This is a genomic window from Phaeodactylibacter luteus (genome assembly GCF_007993045.1).
GTDB classification, from domain to species: Bacteria; Bacteroidota; Bacteroidia; order Chitinophagales; family Saprospiraceae; genus Phaeodactylibacter; species Phaeodactylibacter luteus.
The window spans coordinates 1-21,953 of sequence record NZ_VOOR01000001.1 but is presented as its reverse complement, the minus strand read 5'-3'; the positions used below and the strand labels follow the sequence as shown (position 1 = coordinate 21,953).

Genomic DNA, 21,953 nt, shown 5'->3' with positions numbered 1-21,953 from the left:
AGGTTATGCATATCGCTCGTCCAAGCTAAAGAGCTCCGGGTATTTGCCGGGTATGTGCCGGTAGAAATCCATGATTTTTTTCATGTCGGCCTCTATATCGCCGGTAGGGTATACCGGTGCGCCAACCCCTGCTTCTTTCTTAGCGTAATCAAGGTATCCGAGGCAAATAGGGGCCCCCGCCTTGAGGGCAGCATAGTAGAACCCTGTTTTCCAGCGGTCCCGTTTAGACCTTGTGCCTTCTGGGGTGACCATCATGGCGATTTTGTCGTGTTTCCCCAAGAGCTCTGCCATGATGTCGGTATAGCTGGGGCGTTCCCCTGTATCGGCCCTGGGCTTCCGGTCGATGCCCATGCCACCGAGCGCGCCAATTAGGAGGCCAAGGGGCCAGCGCATCCACTCTTTTTTGATGGTGAATTTCAAGGGCACCCCCATGATGTAAAAGCCCAGGCGGGCAAAATAGATATCCCAATTGGACGTATGCGGGGCTGCTATGATGATGCAGTGCTGCACTTCGTCGGGTATATTGGGGTTGAGCGTCCATCCGGACAGGCGGAGCAATAGCTGGGCAAGTCGCTTTCCCATGGTTTTCGTTTTTCCTGCTTAGATTTTTTTGCAGGCCCTAAAGATAGCCCCTGAAATTTGGTTTTGGCATAGCAGCCGCCTAAAAGGTAGGCTGGTAGATAAAGCTTCAATTCGAGCCCCGGCATTAATAAGGGCTCAGGCCCACTAGCCCGCGGGCGGGCTGTAAGCTTCAGAGCCTATTTTCTCCAAGTACAAGGGCTGCCCGTGCAGATGGAGCAGCATCCGGACTTGCTGTGGGCCCCTTTCGAAGCGGCCATTGCCCATAGGGGAGGCAAACTGCATAGAGGGCTCGCTTAGCTGAAGGGCTGCGGAATCAACGGGGGTAAGCCCTGTCATGAGCAGATTGAGCTGATTGACGGGCGGCAGTATGCCGTCTAGCTGAAAATGCTCACCAATGAGGGTATCCCCCCGCATACCTACAAAGACGAGGTGGGAGCCCACTTCCCGGCTTAGGGCATAAGTGCCAACCACTTCATCCCGGGTGAGGCCGGCGCTCATCTTCAGCCTCCCGTTTTCCAGTATTGCAATTTGTGTGTAATGGAAGCCTTCGTCCTCTTGCGCTTCATCGGCCCAGCCTTGGTAAAAGACGGCAGCTCCGTCCTCTTCCATGACGTAGAGGTAGTCTCCTGCCCCGGCGTACCACCCTCCGGCAGCAGCGATAGCCGACTGGGGGATGTCATACTGTCCGTACTCGATCTCTGGTATGCTGTCGCAGGCCTGGAAGTTGGCAAGCTTGGTTTTTTGGCTGCCCAGCAGCATGTATACGGCATAGTCGGGCGCATCGGGGCCAGCACTGCTTTGCTGCTCACAGCGCAGGCGCACATCCTCCGCAGAGGTGTTTTCTTCCTGCCGGGGCTCTGGTGCACAACTGTGGAAGAATAGGATGGTAGACAGCAGTGGGGCGAGGTAGGACAAGCGGGTAGGCATCATGGCATTTTTGGTTGTAAACGGCAGTAAGGTAAGATAAGGAATAGGTTTGGAATAGCCTTAGCCGCTTTTTTCTACAGCCGCTGCAATGCTTAGCGCTTTTTGGGATGGGTTTTATATTGGAAATCAATATTTTATGCATGCCTGCTGAGCCGGTGCGGCTGGCAGGGCTCTGGCGGGCCCGCCGGATTTTTATCGGGCTAAATGAAAATTTAGAGAGGGGTCCAGGTTCATCAGTCCGTAAAACAAAATGTCGCAGGCGCTTAAGGGCTTTTTGGGGCTTTAGCCTGGCAATGGCCTAGCGCTGCGCAGGGGTGGCAAGCCCGTTAGGGCCGAGCGGATAGCGAGCCCCGCAGCATAGCGGCACCTGCCATCGGGCAGGGGCAGGCTCCCATCCTTACGGAAGGGGCAAGCAAAAAAACGACAATCTGGTTTGGGCCCGTTCATCAACCGTTGATTGGCAACAGGGACGAGCGCTAAACCTGCTCTATGTTCGATAAATGAAAAAATATGCAAAAAAGGGTTGCGGCAAATTTATTTCCTGCTTATATTTGCATCGCTTTAGAAACAAGAGTGCCGACGGGCATTTTATCTACGGCAAAATGGTGGTTGTAGCTCAGTTGGTTAGAGCGCTGGATTGTGGTTCCAGAGGTCGCCGGTTCAAATCCGGTCATCCACCCAAATGTAAGAAAAAACGGGAGCCCATTCGGCTCCCGTTTTTGGTTTCCGGACCGCTCATTTTGTCCCCTGTTTATCTTTCCCAACCTAACCTGCTAGCCATGAGCGCACCTGCTGAAATGCCTTACTTCGTAAAGCCTTCCCAAAACTTAAGCCGCGCAGAAAAGAGAGCAGCCTACGAACAGGCGGCTTTGGCCATCCGGGCCAATCTGCAAGGGGAGAGCAGCCTCACCCTTAAAATGGCCACCATCAATTGCTTGTTGAAGACCTACCTGCCTTATTATTATTGGGCCGGCTTTTATGTGAAGAGCGGAGACCGCACCTTATCGGTAGGCCCCTATCAGGGCACATTGGGCTGTTTGCACATCAGCTATGACAAAGGGGTGTGCGGCCGGGCTGCCCGCGAAGCGCGCACTCAGATTGTGCCCGATACGCACGCACTGCAGCAGGGCACAGACCATATTGCGTGCGACCCCAATTCCGCATCAGAGATCGTCGTCCCCGTTTTCAACCCTTCTGGAGAGCTGATTGCCGTATTCGACGTAGACAGTACTCTGCCCGCTTCTTTTGATGAAATCGATCAGCAGCACCTGGAGCAGATCATGCAGGAAGCTTTTGCACGTTAGCCTACCTTTTTTGGTGGGTGCTGCTTGAGGAATTGCACAATATCTTCAGGCTCATCGCTCAAGAACAACAGGTCGTAGTATGGCCGCCCCCAAGCGAGCTGACGCAGTAAGGGGTAGATGAGGGTGTCGATTTCATACCGCTGCCTGCCCAAAAATACCATCGGGCTGTAGTAATTGAAAGTCCCGTAGTGGTTTTGGGTAGCATCCATGAATATCTCCTGTGTGGTACCTGCACTGCCCGGTGCGCACACTATACCATAAAGGCTGATGGCCAGCAAGGTGTCTTCCCTTATGCTGTTGCTAAAGTATTTGGCAATGTGGCTGGCGAAGAGGTTGCTGGGCTCGTGCCCGTAAAACCAAGTGGGGATGGCCAGATTGGGAGCTCCCTTTGGGAAGTCGGATAAGACTGCCTTTGCTGCATCAAGGTAGCCCGCATCGGTATAATGTGGCGCACGGCATAGTGTTTTCAAGGCCTGTGGGAGGGCGGCTTCCCCATAATGGCTCAGGTATGCGCCAAGGTTGGCCGCTTCCATAATGCCCGGCCCGCCTCCAGATACTACGAAGTACCCTGCTTTGGCCAATAGCAAGGCGGTGTGTGCGGTTTTTTCATAAAAAGGATCTGTCCGGAGGGTGCCATGCCCGCCCATAATGCCCACGCACCGCTGTTGGGTCATGCCGTCGGCATCAAATTCAAGCAGTTGGCGCAAGCCTTCATCTATAGCGTGGTCGTGTATGCGCTGCCATAGTGCCTCATTGATAGGGGGCGTGTGCTTGTTGGCAGAAAAATGCTGGTATATTTTCAGATCGCGCTCTGTGCCATCTGCCATTCGCTGCATCAGCTCCTGCCAGGTGTAGAGGGCATTTCGGAAAGGGTTGTAGGGCAAGCCGGGGGGCGGGGGCGGGTAGATTTGCGCACCTCTTTTGCGCAGGGCTACTTCCAGTTCTACCGGCATAGGGCAGCCTAGGAAAGCCGTGGTGCCATCTATCAGCGTACTGCCCCACGGCAGGCTGTCATGCTGAAGGCTGAGCCCCTGTAAGGTACAGTGCCGCAGGTCGGTGCGTTTTTCCAGGCCTTGGAGGCTCGCAATGAGCCGCTCAGCGGGGCTTTCAAATTTGGTCATAGCGTTTAAGGAGTTGATCGTGAATGGATAATACCTGCGGGATCAGCAGCTGTTGGCCATCGTTTTGGATGATGAAATCTGCCCGTGCTGCTTTTTCCTGTTCCGGCATTTGCTGCCGGATGCGGCTTTGTACCTGTTCTTCCGTGACGCGGTCTCGGCTCACCACCCGTTGGATGCGCAGGGGCTCCGGGGCAGTCACCACGATCACAGCGTCGAGGGCGCGGAAGCTGCCGCTTTCAAAAAGCAAAGCCGCCTCTTTGAGGGTGTAAGGCCCCTGTTGCTCCTCTTGCCAGGCTTCTGCATCTTGCCCTACCACAGGGTGGACCAAAGCATTGAGCTGTCCAAGCAAAGCTTTGTCGGCGAAGGCCATCTGAGCAATGTGCGCCCGGTTGAGCTCGCCGCCGGGCAGATAGGCTTGGGGGCCAAAAAGCTGGGCAATCCCCTCTCGTAGGGGTGGATGATGTGCCATGAGCCACTTAGCGCGGCTATCAGCGTAGTAAACGGGTATGCCAAGGGCTTCGAAAATCCGGCAGGCTGTTGTCTTGCCACTTCCAATTCCGCCGGTTATCCCGATTTTAAGCGGCTTTTTTTGTATGTTAGGGTGCATGATTAGGTCATATTTAGGGCAATGGCAAGGCTGGCGCGCTGAATACCGTTCTAGTGCCTCAAGCCATAAATCCTTGCCACCCCAAGTTTCGTTCTTTTCCGTCTACTCTTCGTTAAAGAACCGCTCCTTTAGCTCGGGCTAAAGTCGCGAACCTTCGCCTTGATTAGCCGGAAAATAACTTCAACTTAAGTATCAGAGATTTATGACTTAAGGCACTAGGGGCAGATGGCGGACCTGCCAACACAGTAAAGTTAAGGAGAAGGCATGAGAACCTTTAGTATATGGCTGATTTGCTTGATAGGAGGGGTGCCAGGCTGGCTGGCTGCTCAGGATATGCATTTTTCCCAGCCCCGCCCTGCTGCCTTCCGGCTCAGCCCTGCCCTGGCCGGGGCCTATGAGCCTACCCGTCAGCTGGCGCTGGGCTATCGTTCTCAATGGCAGGCAGTACCGGTTGCTTATGAAACCCTGGTGGCGGGCTATAGCCAAAAGATAGCGCTCCCCGGCAGCCGAGGGCACTATCTTGCTGCGGGTGGGCGGATGGCTTATGATCAGGCAGGCGATGGCAACCTGAGCTGGCTGCAGGTTGCTGGCAGTGCAGCTTTCCACTTGCAGCTGTCAGAAGGGCAGTACTTGTCTACGGGCTTAGAGGGCAGTGCCGGGCAGCGCGGGTTCAGCCCTGCCGCGTTTCAGTTTGGCGATCAGTTTGCCGACAACCTATTCGACCCCTCTTCCCCTACAGCAGAGCAGTTGGAGCGCACAGTGGCCGGCTACGCAAGTTGGGGGGCAGGCCTGGCTTGGGCTTACCGGCCTGTGCAGAGCCGGTTCCGGCTGCACCTGGCATTGGGCGCTTTTCATCTCAATCAGCCGGTTTTGTCATTTCTAGGTGGTGAAGGCCCGCCTCTCCCTATCCGTTATGCCCTCTCTGTAGGCGCTGTGCTGCCTGCTACAGATCAGGCAAGTGTGCTGGCATCCTTGCTCTGGCAGCAGCAGGGAGTATACCGGGAAGCGCTGCTGCTAGGGGGCGCGCGCCTGCACTTGGATGCCTATGGGCTGCCGGCTATCGCCCTGAGCTTTGAGGGCGGCTACCGTTTGTCTGATGCCCTGGTGTTATCTATAGGCGGGCAGTACCGGGAATGGGAGTTGGGGCTGAGCTATGACATCAATGTTTCACCGTTCCAGCAGGCCACCAATGGGCGCGGGGGGGCGGAGCTGTGGCTGCAGTACAGCCTCACCGCAGTTGAGCCTCCGCCGGTCTTTAAAGCCTGCCCCATTTTTTAATTCAACCTGATGCCCAATGAATACCATCTTCCGGCTCTGCCTGCTTCTTTTAATGCCCCACCTGGCCGTACATGCGCAGACTTTCCGGGCTTTTGTTTCAGCAGGGGACGAGGCTGTGGCCCAAAAGGACGAGCAGGCTGCGATGCTGTACTATGCAGAGGCGCTGAAACTGAAGCCGGATGCCCCGGAGGTGCTTCTGAAATATGCAGACCGGGCGCTTGCTTTCTACGCGTTTGAAGCGGCAAAAACTGCCTATCAAAGGCTTTTGGGGCGGCGTGACGCTGCTGCCTTCCCTAGCGCTATATTGGGCATGGGGCTGTGCTTGCAGCAGACCGGGAAGTACGCGGATGCCATCCCCTATTTTGAAGCTTATCTACAGCAGCAGGGGGCTTCTGCCGAAGGTGCAGCGGAAGCCCTGCACCGGCTGGAGCAGGCTAGGTGGGCTTCGGCTCGGCGCAGTGGCAGCCGGGAAGAGTGGAAGGTGGAACACTTGGGGCGGTCGGTAAATACCCCATACTCCGAGTTTGCGCCCGTTGTGAGGGGGGACACGCTGTACTATAGCTCCATGCGCTATGAACTAGAAGGCGATAAGCACCGCCCGCCGAGGAAAGTAGCTAAGGTCTTGTACCAGAGCGGGAAAAGCAGGGGCAGGCCGCTCAGGCATGGCTTTAATGCAGATACTGCGCACACGGCCAATTTCGCCCTGAGCCCTGATGGGCAGCGGGCTTATTTTACGGTGTGCCGCTATACTGCCGGGGCTCAGGTGGAGTGCCGTCTGTATATGGCCAGGCGGGGGGCGGCCAAGCGGTGGCCCCGCAAAAGCAAGCTGCTTCCTGGGCCGGTCAATCAGCCTGGCTTTTCCAATACCCAGCCGGCGGTAGGCTATGATTCGCTCAAGCAGCGGGAGCTGCTTTTTTTTGTACGGCAGCCGCGGGAAGGAGGGGCGGATATTTTCGTCTCAGACTTGGACAGCCTGGGCATGCCGGGCGAGCCAAGGGCTGTTTCTGGCATCAATACCCCTTTCCGAGAGATGACCCCTTGGTTTTCGGATAAAGAGCAAGCCCTGTATTTCAGCTCTGATGGCTGGCCCGGCTTGGGCGGGCTTGATGTTTACCGGCTCCAATGGCCTGATGGGGCAGAGCCGGAGCACCTTGGGCAGCCGCTGAATACTTCCTACAACGATTTTTACTTTACGAAAACAGCTGATGGGCTAAGGGCTTATTTTGCCAGCAACCGGCCTGGCAGCTATCACTTGGACCGTGCGCACGATGCTTGTTGCAATGACATCTACCTGGCCGCCAAGCTGCAGGACACATTGCAACTGCCGGCAGAGCCTGATCCGTTGCTTGCCCCTCCGCCTGTGGCTGAAGCCCCGCCTGAGCCTACCCGGTTGTCCGATTTTTTGCCGCTCAGGCTTTATTTCGACAACGACGAGCCGGAGCCCCGTACCCGGAGGACGGCTACCCGCCTTACCTACGGGCGTACGGTTGCGGATTACTTGGAACAGGAATGGGCTTACGCCGAAGCTTTTGCTGAAGGGCTTCCTGACACCCTGGCCCTACAGGCAGAGGATGCCGTAGCCCGTTTTTTTTCGGGGCAGGTGGCTAAAGGGCAGGAGCGCTTGGAGCTGTTTTGTGGGATATTGCTTTCTAGATTGGAAACAGGCGACACCCTTGAGATATTCATGAAAGGGTACACGAGCCCGCGCGCGCAGAACGATTACAACCTGGCCCTGAGCCAGCGCCGGATCAGCAGTGTGCGCAATCATTTCGAAGCTTACCGGCAGGGGGCTCTGCTGCCATTTTTGGAAAACGGGCAATTGACGCTTACGGAACTGCCTTATGGGGAATCTGAGGCCTCCAATGAAGTAAGCGATGCCTTGGACGACCGGAGGAACAGCATTTACCACCCGGATGCCGCCCGGGAAAGGCGGGTCGAGATTTTGGAGGTCAGGGAGTAAAAGGCGTGCTGGGCGCCAACCAGAATGTCGCAGGCGTTTAAGCTTTGGGGCTCTAGTGGTCTGTCAAGGCTAAAACTAGGGGTTGCCTGCGGCGACTTTTGAGGCTACTCTTCGTTGGACAACCCCTTACATAGCGCTGCTATGCGCGGGGACATCCGCCTTGATTTAGCCTCAAAATCCGCTCCCGCTCAATCCATAAATTAACACTTGACAGACCACTAGCCTGGCATTGGCCTAGCGCTGCGCAGGGGGGGGCGAAGGCCAGACCCGACGCCTGTAGGGCGAGGGGCCGAGCGGATAGCGAGCCCCGCAGCATAGCGGCACCTGCCCGCTGGCAGGGGCAGGCCCCTAAAAACGGCAATCTGGTTTGTGCCCCCGCCTTCTCCCAGCCTGTTAGCCCTGAACTTTTCACAGGCAGGATTTCATTAGCGCCTTAAAACGCTTATATTTGCGCAGTTTTTCTTTAGAGAAAACGCTGAAATGCCTGATAAATAGGTGGTTAGCATTTTTGAAAAGAAAGACAGATGCTCATTTTTTAACAATTTCTAAAAGTTACTTCGAGTTATGCAAGGAAAAGGAGTAGTGAAGTTCTTCCTTGTGGTGATGACGATAGTGACACTCGTACAGTACTTCTTCATTCTGCCTACGCAGAAAGTCGAAAAGGCTGCCGACGAGTATGCACGCGCCACCACCCAAAACATGTCGGAAGAGCTTCAGAAGACCGCCTTCAAGATGAAGCGCGCGGAGTTTTTGGACTCCATGTCTTCGGAAGAGGTATTCAAGATACCTATGCTGAAGACCTACACGTACCAAGAGTTAAAGTCACAGCAACTGGCCCTCGGCCTCGACCTCAAAGGAGGGATGAGCGTCGTGCTGCAAGTTGACCTGCGGCAATTTATACGAGCACTTGCCAACGACAGTAAGGATCCAACTTTTGAGGAAGCGTTAAACCGAGCATCTCAAGCGCAAAAAACTGAACAGGCAGATTTCGTTTCTCTCTTCGCTGATGCGTGGAACGAAGTCAAAGGCGACAAAAAATTGGCGCCTATCTTTACTCGTAACGAAGCGCTCCGCGATCAGATCAACTATGAGACCGGCGACGGTGAAGTAGTGCGCATCATCCGCGAGAAAGCTGACGAAACAGTAGACCTGACGTTCAAGCTCCTCAAGGAGCGTATCGATAAGCTGGGGGTTACCCAGCCCAACGTGTCACTCGACGAAAGCCGTGACCTCATCATCGTTGAGCTGCCTGGTATCGACAACCCAGAGCGGGCCCGCACTTTCCTGCAGGCTGCTGCCAAGCTTGAGTTCTACAACGTATTCCGCATCGTTGACCCCGGCGTTCAGTCGGCTTTCCTCGAAGCGAACCAGCGCCTCGCGCAATCTATGCAGGGTGCAGATGAAACCCGTGAAATCCTCCGGGTCGATACGACTTTCGTGACCGATTCCCTCGGCAATCCATTGCTCGACCAGATCGCAAGCATCGATACCGTTTACAACAGTGCTTCCCAGGCAGGCCCACTGCTCGATGCACTTACCCTGAACACCACTGGCGCTCAGGGGCTGGCAGTGCTTGGCTTCGCCAAAAAGAACCAGCGCCGGTATATCGATAGCCTGTTGGCCCGTCCCGATATCCAAAGTTTGTTCCCGCGCGACCTCGAGTTCCGTTGGAGCAAAGACCCCATGAAGGACTTTGAGACCAATGAGCTGACCGACAACTATGAGCTTTACGGCCTGCGCCTTGGGCGGGATGGCAAACCGGCTATGACCGGCGACCATGTGGTGGACGCTAGCGCCAACCCAGACCCTCAGACCAACGAAGTGGCTGTGTCCCTTAAAATGGACAATACCGGGGCTAAAATCTGGGGGCAGCTGACCACTGAAGCGGCTCAGGATAACAACCGCGAAATCGCTATCGTACTGGACGATGAGGTGGTCTCTGCACCCCGTGTGATCAACCCTATCCTTACTGGCGATTCACAGATTACAGGCAGTTTCTCTATTCAGGAGGGCAAAGACTTGTCCAACATCCTGCAAATTGGCAAACTCCCTGCTGAGACTGAAATCATCCAGGAAGCGCTCGTTGGCCCATCTCTGGGTGAGGAGAACATCCGCAACAGCACAATCGCCCTTGTAGTCGGCTTCTTGCTGGTACTTGGCTTTATGATCCTGTACTATGGCGGTGGTGGTATCGTGTCCATCATTGCACTGATCCTCAATATCTTCTTCATCTTTGGCGCATTGGCCTCTTATGGCACCGTTCTGACACTGCCTGGCATTGCCGGTATCGTACTTACGATCGGTATGGCTGTAGATGCTAACGTGATCATTTATGAGCGGATAAGGGAAGAGCTGCGCGACGGCAAGTCGCTGCTCATGGCGGTCAGCGATGGCTTCATGAACTCTTACTCTGCCATCATCGATGCCAACGTAACGACCATCCTCACGGCTTTTGTCCTGGCTTACTTCGGCCTGGGCCCCATCAAAGGCTTTGCTGTGGTCCTGATCATCGGTGTGCTGTCCTCGCTCTTTACAGCTGTATTGGTTGGGCGCCTGCTCATCGATCAGTGGCTGCGCGGAGACCGTACCCTGACGTTCAGCACCGGAATGTCTAAGAATGCTTTCGCAAACCTGGACATCGACTGGCTGGGCAAGCGCAAAACCGCTTACATCGTTTCTGGTGCCATCATTCTTGCTGGATTGGGCGCTATGCTCACCCGTGGGTTTGAGCTGGGCGTAGACTTCAAAGGGGGCTACTCTTATAATGTGACCATCGAAGGCGCAGAAGTAGACGCTGCTGACCTCCGTTCAGCCCTGACAGCTGCTTTCGAAGGCAATGAGCCCATCGTCAAATCTGTAGATACCCGTAATACCTTTAATGTGGTGACGGATTACCAGGTAGACAATACTGAGCCGGAAGCCGACGACATCGTGATGGCTGCGCTTTTCAAAGGCGTTAACCAAGTGGCAGGCGGCAACCTTGACCTCGAGCAGTTCAAAGCCCCTGATGGCAATGGGACGCACGTGGAGAGCTCTAGCAAGGTAGGCCCAACAATTGCCGACGACATCAAGTCAAGCGCATTCTATGCCGCTATCTTTGCCCTGCTGCTCATCTTCCTGTACATCTTCATCCGCTTCAGCAAGTGGCAGTATAGCCTTGGTGCCGTAGCCGCCTTGTTCCACGATACGCTTGTCGTACTCGGCATCTTCTCCATCTTCCACGGCATTCTGCCCTTCTCGCTGGAGATTGATCAGGCGTTCATCGCTGCTATCCTGACTGTGATCGGTTACTCCATCAACGATACAGTGGTCGTGTTCGACCGTATCCGGGAGTTCCTCAATCAGTATACCAAGAGCTCTAAAGAGGAGGTCATCAACAGGGCGATCAATAGCACGGTCAGCCGTACCATTATTACCTCATTGACTACGCTCTTCGTTGTAGCTATCCTGTTCTTCTTCGGAGGGGCAAGCATCCGTGGCTTTGCGTTCGCACTGCTCATCGGTATCTTGGTAGGTACGTACTCATCGATTTTCGTAGCAACACCGATTATGTCCGACTTTACTGGCGAGCTGAAAGCTAAGGCTGCTGGCAAAGACGACAAGAAAGGGTTTTCAAAAGCAGCTTCTTCTGCTCAGTAAACCCTGAAATAACGGATTGAATCCGGATGGCTTTCGGGCAGGTTCCTCACGGGGCCTGCCCGTTTGCTGTTTAAGCCCCTATGTGGCCTGCTGGCAACAAAACAGAAGGCTCGGCGTTTTTGGATATAGACGCCTTTCCTGTGAAGGCCTTATTCCTCCAAGCCGTAAAGCCTCTAGCTATGTCTAAATATCACTTCCTGCTCACTGCCATCCTCATGGCCTTTTTCGCCAACAGCTGCACTTATACTGAAAAAGTGAGGGATGGGGCTACCGCCATTGAGGTGAAACAGTATGCCGTAGCCGTAGATATGCTACAGAAAGAGTACGAAAAATCAAAAAGCAGAGTAGAAAAGGGCCGCATTGCTTACCGCTTGGGGGAGGCCTATAAAAACCTCAATAAAGGGGAGCAGTCTATCCGTTGGTTCAAAATTGCATACGACAACCAATACGGCTGGGAAGCGCTCAAAGAGTATGCCTACGCTCTCAAGCAGGCAGAGCGCTATACTGAGGCTGCCAGGGCTTTTAAAGACCTGGGCATCGAGATCGGCAGCCCTTATGAATACCGCCGCGAGATCAGTGCCTGTGAAATTGCCTTGGGGTGGCAAGAGCTTAAACCGGAGTTCGAAATAGAATTGCTGCCCTTCAATACGAGCAAAGCTGAGTATGCCCCTGCATTGTACCCCAACGGCCGCCTGGTGATCACCTCTGACCGTTTCTTGGAGAAAGGCGAAGAAACTTACAATTGGACAGGCAACGCCTTTTCCGACCTCTTTATCGCCGATCCACAAACCGGGCAGCTGCAGCCTTTTGGCGATCCGGTGAATACCCCGGATAACGAAGGCACTGCAGTTTTCAATGCCAACTTGACCGAAATGTATTTCACCCGTTGCTTTGGCGGCGGCAAATGGGGGGAAGACCGCTGCAAAATTATGCGATCTGTCAAGGGCTCAGGAGAATGGATGCCCGCAGAGCCGCTGCCTTTCCAAGAGGAGAATGTCAACTATGGAGGGCCAGCGCTCTCTGCCGACGGCCAAGTGCTGTACTTTTCTGCCAACCACCCCGATGGTTGGGGAGGGCATGACCTCTACACTTCCGAGCGGCAGCCCGACGGCTCATGGGGCTTGCCCAAACTCATGACACGGGTCATCAATACCGACCAAGACGAAATGTTCCCTTTCATAGATCAGGATACCCTCTACTTCTCTTCCCGGGGGCACACGTCAATGGGGGGGCTGGATATTTTCAAGACTTACAAACTGCAGGGCGGGGGCTGGTCTTCTCCTTACAACCTGAAGCCGCCTGTCAATTCTGGTGCGGATGATTTTGGCTTTGTCATAGACTACTCCCTGCCCAAAGCGGACGATGAGGTTCTGTTTGCTGGCTACCTTACTACCCGGCGTGAGGATGGTGCCGGCAACGATGATATCTACCGGTTTGTAAAACGGAAGCTCCCGCCTGAGCCTAAAAAAGAGGAGCCTGAGCCTCAGGAGGTTGCCTACAAACTGCTGCTCAAAGGCTACGTGCTAGAAAAGATATATGAAGTCCCCAACGACCCCAATAGTGTGGTGCTTGGCCGTAAGCCCCTGTCAGGCGCTACCGTCAGCATTAAAGCTGGAAGGGAGTCTAAAACAGTAGAAGTTGGGGAAGATGGGCGTTTTGAAATGGAGCTGGATTGGGGGCAGGAATACAACTTCCTGGCTTCCCGCCAAGGCTACCTGAAAAATGCAGCAGATTTCTCAACGCAAGGCATCGGCAAAGACCCCAACAACCCGGTGCAGGAGTTTGAAATCGAAATTGTCCTCGAGCGGATCTTTTTCGATCAGGAAATCCGCCTTGAGAATATTTATTACGATTTTGACAAGTGGGATATCCGGGAAGATGCTAAGCCTACCCTCAAGGAGCTGGCCCGCAACCTAGAGCTGAACCCTGACATCCGCATTCAGCTGGGCTCGCATACCGACTGCCGGGGCAGCGCACCCTACAACCAAAATCTGGCCCAAAAAAGAGCGCAATCTGCGGTGGATTTCCTCATTACGCAGGGCATCGATGCCACACGGCTCGTGGCTTTCGGCTATGGGGAGAGCGAGCCGGAGGCCGACTGCATCTGCAACCGCTGTACGGAAGAAGAACATCAGATCAACCGCCGGACCACTTTTAAGATCATCGAGTAATAACAAGCGGGGCCGCATAAATCTGCTCCCGCCCCGAGTAGGCGACAAACCAATACACCCCTTCAGGCAGCTGATCAAGGCTTACCCTTGTTTTCAGCTGCCGGTTAGCAGGTAGGACCTGTAAGTCCTTGGCCAGCACACCTTTGGCATCGTAGAGCTGCAGCCGCAGTGGCTCCGGGCTGTTCAAACTGTACTGAAACCAAACTTCATGGCTCGCTGGGTTGGGGAAGAGCAAGCCCCCTGTGCCTTTGCCCGGCTCCTCATGGGCTTGGACAAGCAGCTCTTCGTACATCAGCTCACAGCCATTCCCATCCCTAACGGTATACCCATACACTCCAGTCTCAGAAAGCACTAGGGTATCTCCGGTAGTCCCATCGCTCCAAGTGACCTCATAGGGCAAAGTGCCCCCATCGACTATCGCTACAGCGCTCGGGGGCAGGCTGGTTTGCTGTATCCCTACCTGAAGTGGCAGCGGCTCCGGCAAGTTAAAGTCAAATTGCTTCAAACACCCGTTTTGGTCTATCAGGTTGAGCTGATAGGCCCCTTGCGGCCGGTTGGCCAAGACGGGGGAAGCCACCGGGAGGAGGTTGCTTTCATAAAGCCACTCATAGGTATACGGCGGCTGGCCTCCGGCAGCGGCAACCGAGATGAATCCATCTGCACTGCCAGCGCATTGCACAGAGTCAATGACTGCCTGGGTTAAAACAAGCGCAGAATCTGGCTGCCCAATTGGGTAGGAGCCTAGTGGGGCGATACAGCCTGCTGCATCAGTGACCGTAAGCGCATAGATGCCTGCTGGCACACCGGTCAGGTCTTGTTGGGTGCTGCCATTGCTCCAGGCATAGGTATAAGGAGGCAAGCCCCCGCTGATCTGTACGTCCAATGCCCCGGTACTGTCCCCACGGCAGGCAGCAGGAGTAGTACTGGCCAGGGTGGAGCCGATCGCACCATATTGGGGCGCGATCATAGCGGTAATAGAGGCCGTACAGCCGTTCTCGTCTATGATGATGCCGGTATAGCTCCCGGCAGGAAGGCCGGTCAGGTCGCCATCTCCGTCGAAACTGTTGTTCTCGCTGTCAAACCAAGTGTAGGAATAGGGCATGGTCCCACCGGCTGCGCTCGTAAATATCCCACCTGTAGAACTGCCAAAGCACTTGATTTGCCTTACGCTGTCTCTTACCAGGGTCAGAGGGGCCGGCTGTGATAAAGGTGTCAGGGGTGAGCTGGCATTGCAGCCGGTAGACAAGTCTGTCACCGTCACTTGGTAATTGCCGGGCGAAAGCCCACAGATAGTCGACTGTGAAGAATCACTTACTGAGATATGCCCGTTGCTGAAGTGATAGCGGTACAGAGAAGAGCCACCTGAGACTACAGCTGTGGCGCATCCGTTGGCCTGCCCATTGCAGCTGATATCTTCGGTCTCAAAAGCCATCAGCTCAAAGGGCGGAGTCACTTCTTTTACCTTTACCTGACGGGAAGCCTGCATACAATTGTTGGCGTCAGTGACGGTAAGCTGGTAATCGGCTGGGGCAGGGTCAATTATGCCAGAGACCGTTTCCCCGTTGCTCCATTGCAGGCTATAAGGTGGGGTTCCGCCGCTTATTGTGGAGTAGATGCCCAACACTCTGCCGCCTTCACAGATATCCTCGGCGTCTACTGTTAAGCCAAGATTGAGGGGGGAGGGCTGGCTCAAGAGGAAGGTCGTATCAAAAGAGCAGCCATTCTGGTCAGCTATGACCAAACGGTAGCTCCCTGCCCCGAGCCCGAAGATGTCTTCCGTTTGAATGTTTTCGCCTACCCAGTTAAATAAGTAGGGCGGGGTGCCGCCACGTGTGGCCACTTCGATAAATCCATTTTGCTCGCCATGGCAAACGATTTCGCCCAGGGCTTCCTGCCCCGCTTCCAAGCGGTCTGGGCTATCTATGGAGAGGCTGTCAAGTACTAGCTGACAGCCCCGGCTATCCGTTATGCTCACCGCATAGACACCATCTGGCATGCCCACCCGGCCTGGCCCAGTTTCCCCATCGTTCCATTCAAACTGATAGGGGGGCAAAGGGGATGGCGCGCCCGGCGCATTGACCACCGTTACGTTCGCCACTCCGTCCATGCTGTTGAAGCAGGCAGGCTGCACCAAATTCGCCATCCCTGAGAAAACTTGTGGCGCCGTGATCGTAAGGGCCGTATCCAGCTGGCAGCCTTCCTCGTCTTCAATCAAAACTTGGTAAGTGCCTGTGCTCAGCCCTGTCCGTTGAGCGGTGGTATCCCCACTTGCCCATAAGTAGGTATAAGGGGCGGCCCCGGTAGGGGATAGGGCGATGCTGCCTGCTGCCAAGCCTTCACAGAAGGGCGGCACGACCGTGGCTTGAAGCCCCAGTTGGGAAACGGCGGTCAGGGTAATGGATAGGGTATCGCTGGCACAGTTGTTGGCATCTGTAATGATGACTTCATACCGGCCTTCCGGCAAATCTAGCTGAATGCTGTCCGGTGGCAGATTGTTGCTCCACGCATAAGAATAGGGAGGGGTGCCACCTTGCCCCCGTACGATAATGAGGCCATCTTTTTCCCCCTTGCAGCTAGGGTGCTTGACCTCGAGCACATCTGTCTCTACCGGCGCAGGCGAAGCAACCACAAAAGAGGCCGCTTGGCTGCAGCCGTTAAAATCGGTCACCGTAACAGGATAGCTTCCCGGTGCCAGGTTAAGCAGGAGGGGGGAAGAAGCTCCGTTGCCCCAAGCGTATGCATAGGGGGGCGTCCCTCCTGCCCCGTCTACCTGAAGCAGGCCGTTGCTGTCTCCTGCACAGCTCGTAGAGGACTGCCGGGTGAGCTGTATGTCAAGCGGCATAGGCGCTTCGAGCAGATAGTCTGACGCCAATTGGCAGCCCCGGCTGTCTGTAACGGTCACTGTGTACATACCGGCTTCGAGCCCAAATGGGTCAGGGAAGTTGATGTTATTGCTCCACAAATACGCATAGGGCGGGGATCCGCCTAGTGCAAGTGCGGTAATCGCACCGTCCGTTGTGTTTGCGCAGCTTGGCTGCACCGCGTCAAATACGGTTTGCAGAGGTACAGGCGACGGTACATCAAGGCTGTCGAGGAGGTAAGTACAAGCCCCATCGGTTACGGTTACACTGTATTGGCCTCCGGTAAGGTTGTCGATACAAGGGCCTGCTGCCCCATTGCTCCATTCAAATACAGGGCTGCCCCCAGTAGTGGGGATACAGATTTGCCCATCGGCAAGGCCTGCACAGGAAACGGGCGTTATTTCTGGCACTTGTATGGCTGTGCCCGGGCCACCGATAAGTATGGAGCGCAGCACTCGTTCGCAGCCTTCTGGCGAGCTATCCGTTATGGTGACCCGGTAAGCGCCTTGGGGAAGGTTGGAAAGGGTCAGCGCTCCTGCCAGGCCCGACGTATCCCCCTGCACCCCATTGGAGCTGAACCAGCTGTAAGCATAAGGAGGGGCTCCGTCAAGGGGGGTCAGGGTAAGCTGCCCGTCCTGCCCGCTACAGTCCGACACACCTTGGGTTTGGACCCGAACAGAATCTACGCTGACAGTAGTTTGCAAGATCAGGCTGTCAACCGAGAAGCAGCCCTGCCCATCCGTAACGGTTATGGAATAGGCTTCACGTACGCCGGCATCCGGGTTGCCCGCTAGAGCGATCTCCGGTGAGGTGCTGCCAGTAGACCATTGATAGCTAAAGCCGCCTCCGCCTCCGCTTGCCTGCACTAGGGCATTTGCCGTAGCTTCCTGGCAGAGCATAATCGAATCGGATGGGGAAAAGGAAAGCACAGGCCCTGGCCGGGCATCAAAGGTGAGCAGGCGGGATTCGCTACAGCCTGAAGGTGAGGTAGCCATGTAGTAGTAGGCGCCATCAGCACTTACTGTGGTATTGGCCAGCTGATTGCCCGGCGTGGCGGGCAGCCCGCTGTGGAAGGTATAGGCACTGCCGGTCAGGTGCTCATCTGAGAACACAATGCCCGCCAAGTCAATAGAATCACCCGGGCAAAGGGAAGGCACGGTGGCTTGCGAAGTGTTGGGCGTGGGGTTGACGACTACCCGGGCGACAGCCCGTTCGGCAGAGGTACACACCAAGTCGCTCTCTTCGGCATAAAACTCATAAATGACAGGGGCCGGCCCATTGTTGACCAGCGCCTGCGAAGGGGCAAAGGAATTGCCAAAGCCTGCAAAGTCATCCCCGTCTGGAGTGGAGTACCAGAAAATGAATTTGTCAAAGTTGGGCGAAGCCGTCAGCAGTGCAGCCTCGCCGGAGCAAATGGTGTCATGAGTGACCACCGGAGGCGGGAGCAGGTTCTCGTCGGTTGTGCCGTTGCAGTTCTCGTCTGTGCTGTTACAGGGGGTTTCCGGTGCGCCCGGGTTGATAGCAGGGTCGCTGTCGTCGCAGTCCCCGCCCAAAGCAGAGAACCCAGGAGGCGGCGCACTGCTGCAGCTTTTTACCGGAAGGGCATCATCTCCAAAGCCATCCCCATCCAGATCAGTGTAGAAAACCAAATCAGGAGTGCCCAAGGGCATTGACCCGTGGAAGCGGAGCTCGTCCAGTGCGATGTCGCCTCGTGCATTGACCCCTTCTTCGCCCACAAAGCGCAGCCGGAGCGTATCCCCGTCAGGGTAATCTCCCAGCCCGATGTAGGCGGTCTGCCAGTCAGGGCTTTGTTCCCCGGTGGCTTGCCAGAGCGGTGCCCAGTTGAAGCCGCCATCTTCGGAAACTTCCAGCCGTAGCCGCCCAATGCCATCGCCTTGCATGTGGTAGCTGAAGGCAAAATGGCAGGTATCGGTGCCCTGCTTGTCCAAGACAAAGCAGCCAGACTCCAGATAAGCGGTTTTCCCAAAGCCACAGGTCGCGCCAGAGGCTTCCAAGTAGATGTACTGCCCGGCGCCCAGCCCGCTATTGGGCCCAGTGCCTGCGGTGGGGGTAGGCCCGGTGCTGGCCAGCCAGTCATAGTCGTTCAAAGGCGTATTTTGCCAAAAGCCCATAAGGCTGCAGGGGCTGCTGCAAAGGTTGCCACAAAGGGCTTCCTCCTCAAAGCTTTCTAGTAGGCTAATGGGGGGCGGGGCGCATCCGGTAGTGGCTTCAGCGGGGCAGGCATTGACGGAGATGGGGCCCCCACAGCTCGAGCGGGCGTAAAATTCGTAGGGGGTATCTGCTGCCAGCCCGGAAATGGTGAAGGGGGGGCAGCCATTGAGCTCCACAACAGTGCCTTCGCCCGGGGTATCGCCTGCTCCAGGTGCAAATCCCGGCAGCCCATACTCCAGGTAGGTCGTGCCACAGCTGCTCTCTGGGGCCCACGAGAGGGTGACCGCGGTGGTATCTACGCTCAAAATATTTAAGGCATCTACGGGCAGGCAGCTGATAGGGGCAAAGACCAGGCTGACGTACTCGAGCCGCCCGATGTCGCCGGCTGCGTCATCGCAAATGATCAGCTCCCAAAAACCGTTGGGGTCGGTAAAGCCATCGTTGAAATGGTATAGGCTCTCCTCAGGGCGGTAGACGGTAGCGGTGAATGGGGGCAGCCCGTCTTCAACGCGTGAACAAGAGCCCATGCTCAGCCGGGCCGGAGCTGTGCAGCCGGGCAGGCTGGGGTCCCCGTAGTTGTCATCTCCTCCTCCGTTATCAGAGGTAAGAACGATTTCCGTGCCAGCTGGCGAGCGCAGGCTGATGTCTAAGTCGTTTGCCCAAGTATGGCGGATGATCAGCTGTACTTCCTGCAAGGCAACATCTGCCCCCAAAGCTGTGCCAGGCGCATTGTTTACATTGATGACGATGCGGTTGGGGTCAGGGACCACGTTAAGGGCTGGGTCGCAGCTCCCGTCCCGCAAGGTCAGTCCAATGTCGCAGGCAGGATTATTGACTACAATACCTTGTGCATCAGCAGAGTAGGAGAGCCCAAGGGCGGCAATAAGGCAAAAGCCAAGTATTTGAGTGTATTGGGTGTTCATTTGGTGCGTGTTTGGCACAGCCATCAGCGGGTTGCGGGCCTGATGGGGGCAGCGCCTTTTTCTCACTTTAAATGTATTACTGCTTAAGCGGCTGCCCGTACAGCACCGCCTTGCCAAAAGGAGGCTCTGCTGGCAAAAAAACGGGTGCCGCTCTGAATACAGCCTTGGTGTCGGTTGGGGTTAATCGTATCAAAAGTAACCATATTCTTACAGACTTGATAAACGAGGTGAAAGGAATCACAGGTATCAGCAGTCAATTCTTCCCTGCCCTGAAAATATCCTTTACCTTTGTGGCCCGGGCCCAGCCCGGGGCTAAAAGATTGAACCTGTGCTATGATTAATGCCAACAATATATTCGTTAAATACGGAGACCGTACCCTGCTCGGGAACATTAACCTCATTATACCCGACCGGGATAAAGTCGGCCTTGTGGGGCGCAATGGAGCGGGCAAATCCACACTGCTGAAGATCATCGCGGGCTTTATGTCCCCACATGAAGGCAGCATCAACAGGCCCAGCGGTAGCACCTTGGGCTTCCTCCATCAGGAAATGTCATTGCCCAAGGGCAAAACCGTCATGCAAGAAGCCCTCACCGCATTTGACGAGGTCCGGCGTATGGAGCAGCGTATCGCTGAGATCAACCGGGAGTTCGAAGTGCGTACCGATTACGAAAGCGATTCCTACGCTAAACTGGTCGAGGAGTTCTCGGAGGTCAACGACCGTTTCTTGCTTTTGGGCGGGCAGACCATGGAGGCCGACGCCGAACGTGTGCTCACCGGCCTTGGTTTCAAGCCTTCGGACATGGGCCGCCTCACGGATGAGTTCAGCGGAGGGTGGCAAATGCGGATCGAACTGGCGAAAATGCTCCTGCAGCGCCCGGATTACCTGCTGCTCGATGAGCCGACCAACCACCTTGATATTGAATCTATCATCTGGCTGGAGCGCTTCTTGCGTGATTACAGCGGGGCGGTCATTGTCATTTCTCACGATAAGCAATTCCTCGATAATGTAACGACCCGCACCGTAGAGGTGGAGCTGGGCCGGGTGTTTGATTACAAAGCCGCGTACAGCGAGTATGTCCACCTCCGGGAAGAGCGCCGCGAACAGCAAATGGCCGCTTACGAAAATCAGCAAAGGGTCATCGCTGATAAAGAGCGTACCATCAACCGCTTCATGGCCAAAGCCACTAAAACGAAAATGGCCCAGTCCATGAAAAAACAGCTCGACAAAATAGAGCGCATAGAAGTGGATGATGCCGATACGGCAGCTATGAACCTCCGATTCCCGCCTGCTCCCCGGTCGGGCCAGGTTGTGCTGGACGCCAAGGGGGTCAGCAAGAGCTATGGCACGCTGAATGTGCTCGATAAGGTAGACCTCAAGCTCGACCGGGGCGACCGTGTCGCTTTTGTAGGGCAGAATGGGCAGGGCAAGACTACTTTGGCGAAAATCATCGTCAATGAGCTTACACTGAGCGCAGGAGACCTCAACCTCGGGCACAACGTCGAAATCGGCTATTATGCCCAAAACCAATCGGATAGCCTGCACGCCAAGCTGACCGTGCTGGAGACGATGGAGAACTATGCGCCTGCCGAAATGCGCACCCGTGTGCGCAGCATCCTCGGTGCGTTCATGTTTAGCGGCGAGGATGTGGAGAAGAAAGTGTCGGTGCTCTCCGGTGGCGAGCGCGCACGCTTGGCCCTGGCTTGCCTTTTGCTTCGCCCTTTCAACCTGCTGGTGCTTGATGAGCCGACCAACCACTTGGATATCATTTCCAAAGATGTGCTCAAGCGGGCCATACAAGAATATGATGGCACCCTCATTGTGGTTTCTCACGACCGGGAGTTCCTCGCAGGCCTGACCAACCGTACCATTGAGTTCCGAGACCGGAAACTGCACGACCACCTTGGCGATGTCAACTTCTTCCTAGAGAAAAGACAGCTCGATAATATGCGGGACGTGGAGATCAGCAAGTCTTCAGGAAAGCCAGCTAATGCTTCTGCTAAGCCCGCTAAGCCAGAGCTCAGCTATGAAGACCGCAAGCGGATGCAGCGTGCGATCAGCAGTGCAGAGAAAAAAGTGATGAAGCTCGAGGAGGAAATCGCCAAAATGGAAAAGGAAATGGCTTCCTCTGACTTTTACCTGCGGGAAGATGCTGCAGATTTTACCCAGCAGCACAACGCCAAGAAAGAAGAATTGGAGGAGGCGATGGAAAAATGGGAAATGGCTCAGCTGGAGCTGATGGAGTACGAAGATTAACGCTCCAAGGCTATGAAAATACAGGGGCGTGAACCAAAATGCCGCAGGTGTTTGTGCTTTTGAGGCTTAATATCCTGGCATTGGCCTAGTGCCTCAAGCCATAAATCCTTGCCACCCCAAGTTTCGTTCTTTTCCGCCTACTCTTCGTTAAA

General features: G+C 55.3%; 11 protein-coding genes and 1 tRNA gene. 7 read left to right on the top strand and 5 right to left on the bottom strand.

Annotation, left to right across the window (positions count from 1 at the left end):
* Positions 1-3: 3 nt before the first annotated feature.
* Both FRY97_RS00060 and FRY97_RS00055 read right to left on the bottom strand, forming a co-directional pair.
* Entirely contained in the window at positions 4-582 is a 579-nt protein-coding gene (locus FRY97_RS00060; protein ID WP_147165348.1) for a 1-acyl-sn-glycerol-3-phosphate acyltransferase, read from the bottom strand.
* Positions 583-726: 144 nt separating this feature from the next.
* Positions 727-1,512, bottom strand: a complete 786-nt coding sequence (locus FRY97_RS00055; protein WP_147165347.1) for a hypothetical protein — start codon at positions 1,510-1,512, stop codon at positions 727-729.
* Positions 1,513-2,114: 602 nt separating this feature from the next.
* On the opposite strand from FRY97_RS00055, the gene FRY97_RS00050 reads away from it, so the two are divergent.
* Both FRY97_RS00050 and FRY97_RS00045 read left to right on the top strand, forming a co-directional pair.
* Positions 2,115-2,188, top strand: a tRNA-His gene (locus FRY97_RS00050).
* Between the two features lie 100 nt (positions 2,189-2,288).
* Positions 2,289-2,813: a GAF domain-containing protein gene (locus tag FRY97_RS00045; RefSeq protein ID WP_147165345.1), complete on the top strand. Its 525-nt coding sequence runs from the start codon at positions 2,289-2,291 to the stop codon at positions 2,811-2,813.
* On the opposite strand, the gene FRY97_RS00040 is transcribed toward FRY97_RS00045, so the two are convergent.
* Together FRY97_RS00040 and coaE are read right to left on the bottom strand one after the other, a co-directional pair.
* Complete coding sequence (locus FRY97_RS00040; RefSeq protein ID WP_147165343.1) at positions 2,810-3,934, bottom strand: LOG family protein; 1,125 nt, start codon at positions 3,932-3,934, stop codon at positions 2,810-2,812. The two genes, FRY97_RS00045 and FRY97_RS00040, sit on opposite strands and share 4 nt — an antisense overlap.
* Positions 3,921-4,541 carry a dephospho-CoA kinase gene (gene coaE, locus FRY97_RS00035; RefSeq protein WP_147165342.1) on the bottom strand — a complete coding sequence of 207 codons (621 nt, stop codon included), beginning with the start codon at positions 4,539-4,541 and terminating at the stop codon, positions 3,921-3,923. Before coaE ends, FRY97_RS00040 begins: the two co-directional genes overlap by 14 nt.
* A 264-nt stretch (positions 4,542-4,805) precedes the next feature.
* Here coaE and FRY97_RS00030 point away from each other — a divergent pair, with 264 nt between their 5' ends.
* The 4 genes from FRY97_RS00030 to FRY97_RS00015 all read left to right on the top strand — a co-directional run bounded on the left by FRY97_RS00030 (position 4,806) and on the right by FRY97_RS00015 (position 13,589).
* A complete protein-coding gene (locus FRY97_RS00030) occupies positions 4,806-5,819 on the top strand; it encodes a PorP/SprF family type IX secretion system membrane protein (RefSeq protein WP_147165341.1) in 1,014 nt (337 codons plus the stop codon).
* 16 nt (positions 5,820-5,835) lie between these two features.
* Positions 5,836-7,779, top strand: coding sequence for a PD40 domain-containing protein (locus FRY97_RS00025; RefSeq protein WP_147165339.1), 1,944 nt, complete (start codon positions 5,836-5,838; stop codon positions 7,777-7,779).
* 564 nt (positions 7,780-8,343) lie between these two features.
* Complete coding sequence (gene secDF, locus FRY97_RS00020; protein ID WP_147165337.1) at positions 8,344-11,418, top strand: protein translocase subunit SecDF; 3,075 nt, start codon at positions 8,344-8,346, stop codon at positions 11,416-11,418.
* A 179-nt stretch (positions 11,419-11,597) separates the two neighbouring features.
* Positions 11,598-13,589: an OmpA family protein gene (locus FRY97_RS00015; RefSeq protein WP_147165336.1), complete on the top strand. Its 1,992-nt coding sequence runs from the start codon at positions 11,598-11,600 to the stop codon at positions 13,587-13,589.
* Here FRY97_RS00015 and FRY97_RS00010 read toward each other — a convergent pair.
* Complete coding sequence (locus FRY97_RS00010; RefSeq protein WP_170254423.1) at positions 13,579-19,545, bottom strand: MopE-related protein; 5,967 nt, start codon at positions 19,543-19,545, stop codon at positions 13,579-13,581. The two genes, FRY97_RS00015 and FRY97_RS00010, sit on opposite strands and share 11 nt — an antisense overlap.
* A 333-nt stretch (positions 19,546-19,878) precedes the next feature.
* On the opposite strand from FRY97_RS00010, the gene FRY97_RS00005 reads away from it, so the two are divergent.
* Positions 19,879-21,801, top strand: a complete 1,923-nt coding sequence (locus FRY97_RS00005) for an ABC-F family ATP-binding cassette domain-containing protein (protein WP_147165332.1) — start codon at positions 19,879-19,881, stop codon at positions 21,799-21,801.
* The last annotated feature ends 152 nt before the right edge of the window (positions 21,802-21,953 follow it).

What these genes read in the sequence shown, in the direction of transcription:
- FRY97_RS00060 (WP_147165348.1), bottom strand. Translation starts at nt 582, where the DNA reads ATGGGAAAGCGACTTGCCCAGCTATTGCTCCGCCTGTCCGGATGGACG.
- FRY97_RS00055 (WP_147165347.1), bottom strand. Translation starts at nt 1,512, where the DNA reads ATGATGCCTACCCGCTTGTCCTACCTCGCCCCACTGCTGTCTACCATC.
- FRY97_RS00045 (WP_147165345.1), top strand. Translation starts at nt 2,289, where the DNA reads ATGAGCGCACCTGCTGAAATGCCTTACTTCGTAAAGCCTTCCCAAAAC.
- FRY97_RS00040 (WP_147165343.1), bottom strand. Translation starts at nt 3,934, where the DNA reads ATGACCAAATTTGAAAGCCCCGCTGAGCGGCTCATTGCGAGCCTCCAA.
- coaE (WP_147165342.1), bottom strand. Translation starts at nt 4,541, where the DNA reads ATGCACCCTAACATACAAAAAAAGCCGCTTAAAATCGGGATAACCGGC.
- FRY97_RS00030 (WP_147165341.1), top strand. Translation starts at nt 4,806, where the DNA reads ATGAGAACCTTTAGTATATGGCTGATTTGCTTGATAGGAGGGGTGCCA.
- FRY97_RS00025 (WP_147165339.1), top strand. Translation starts at nt 5,836, where the DNA reads ATGAATACCATCTTCCGGCTCTGCCTGCTTCTTTTAATGCCCCACCTG.
- secDF (WP_147165337.1), top strand. Translation starts at nt 8,344, where the DNA reads ATGCAAGGAAAAGGAGTAGTGAAGTTCTTCCTTGTGGTGATGACGATA.
- FRY97_RS00015 (WP_147165336.1), top strand. Translation starts at nt 11,598, where the DNA reads ATGTCTAAATATCACTTCCTGCTCACTGCCATCCTCATGGCCTTTTTC.
- FRY97_RS00010 (WP_170254423.1), bottom strand. Translation starts at nt 19,545, where the DNA reads ATGAACACCCAATACACTCAAATACTTGGCTTTTGCCTTATTGCCGCC.
- FRY97_RS00005 (WP_147165332.1), top strand. Translation starts at nt 19,879, where the DNA reads ATGATTAATGCCAACAATATATTCGTTAAATACGGAGACCGTACCCTG.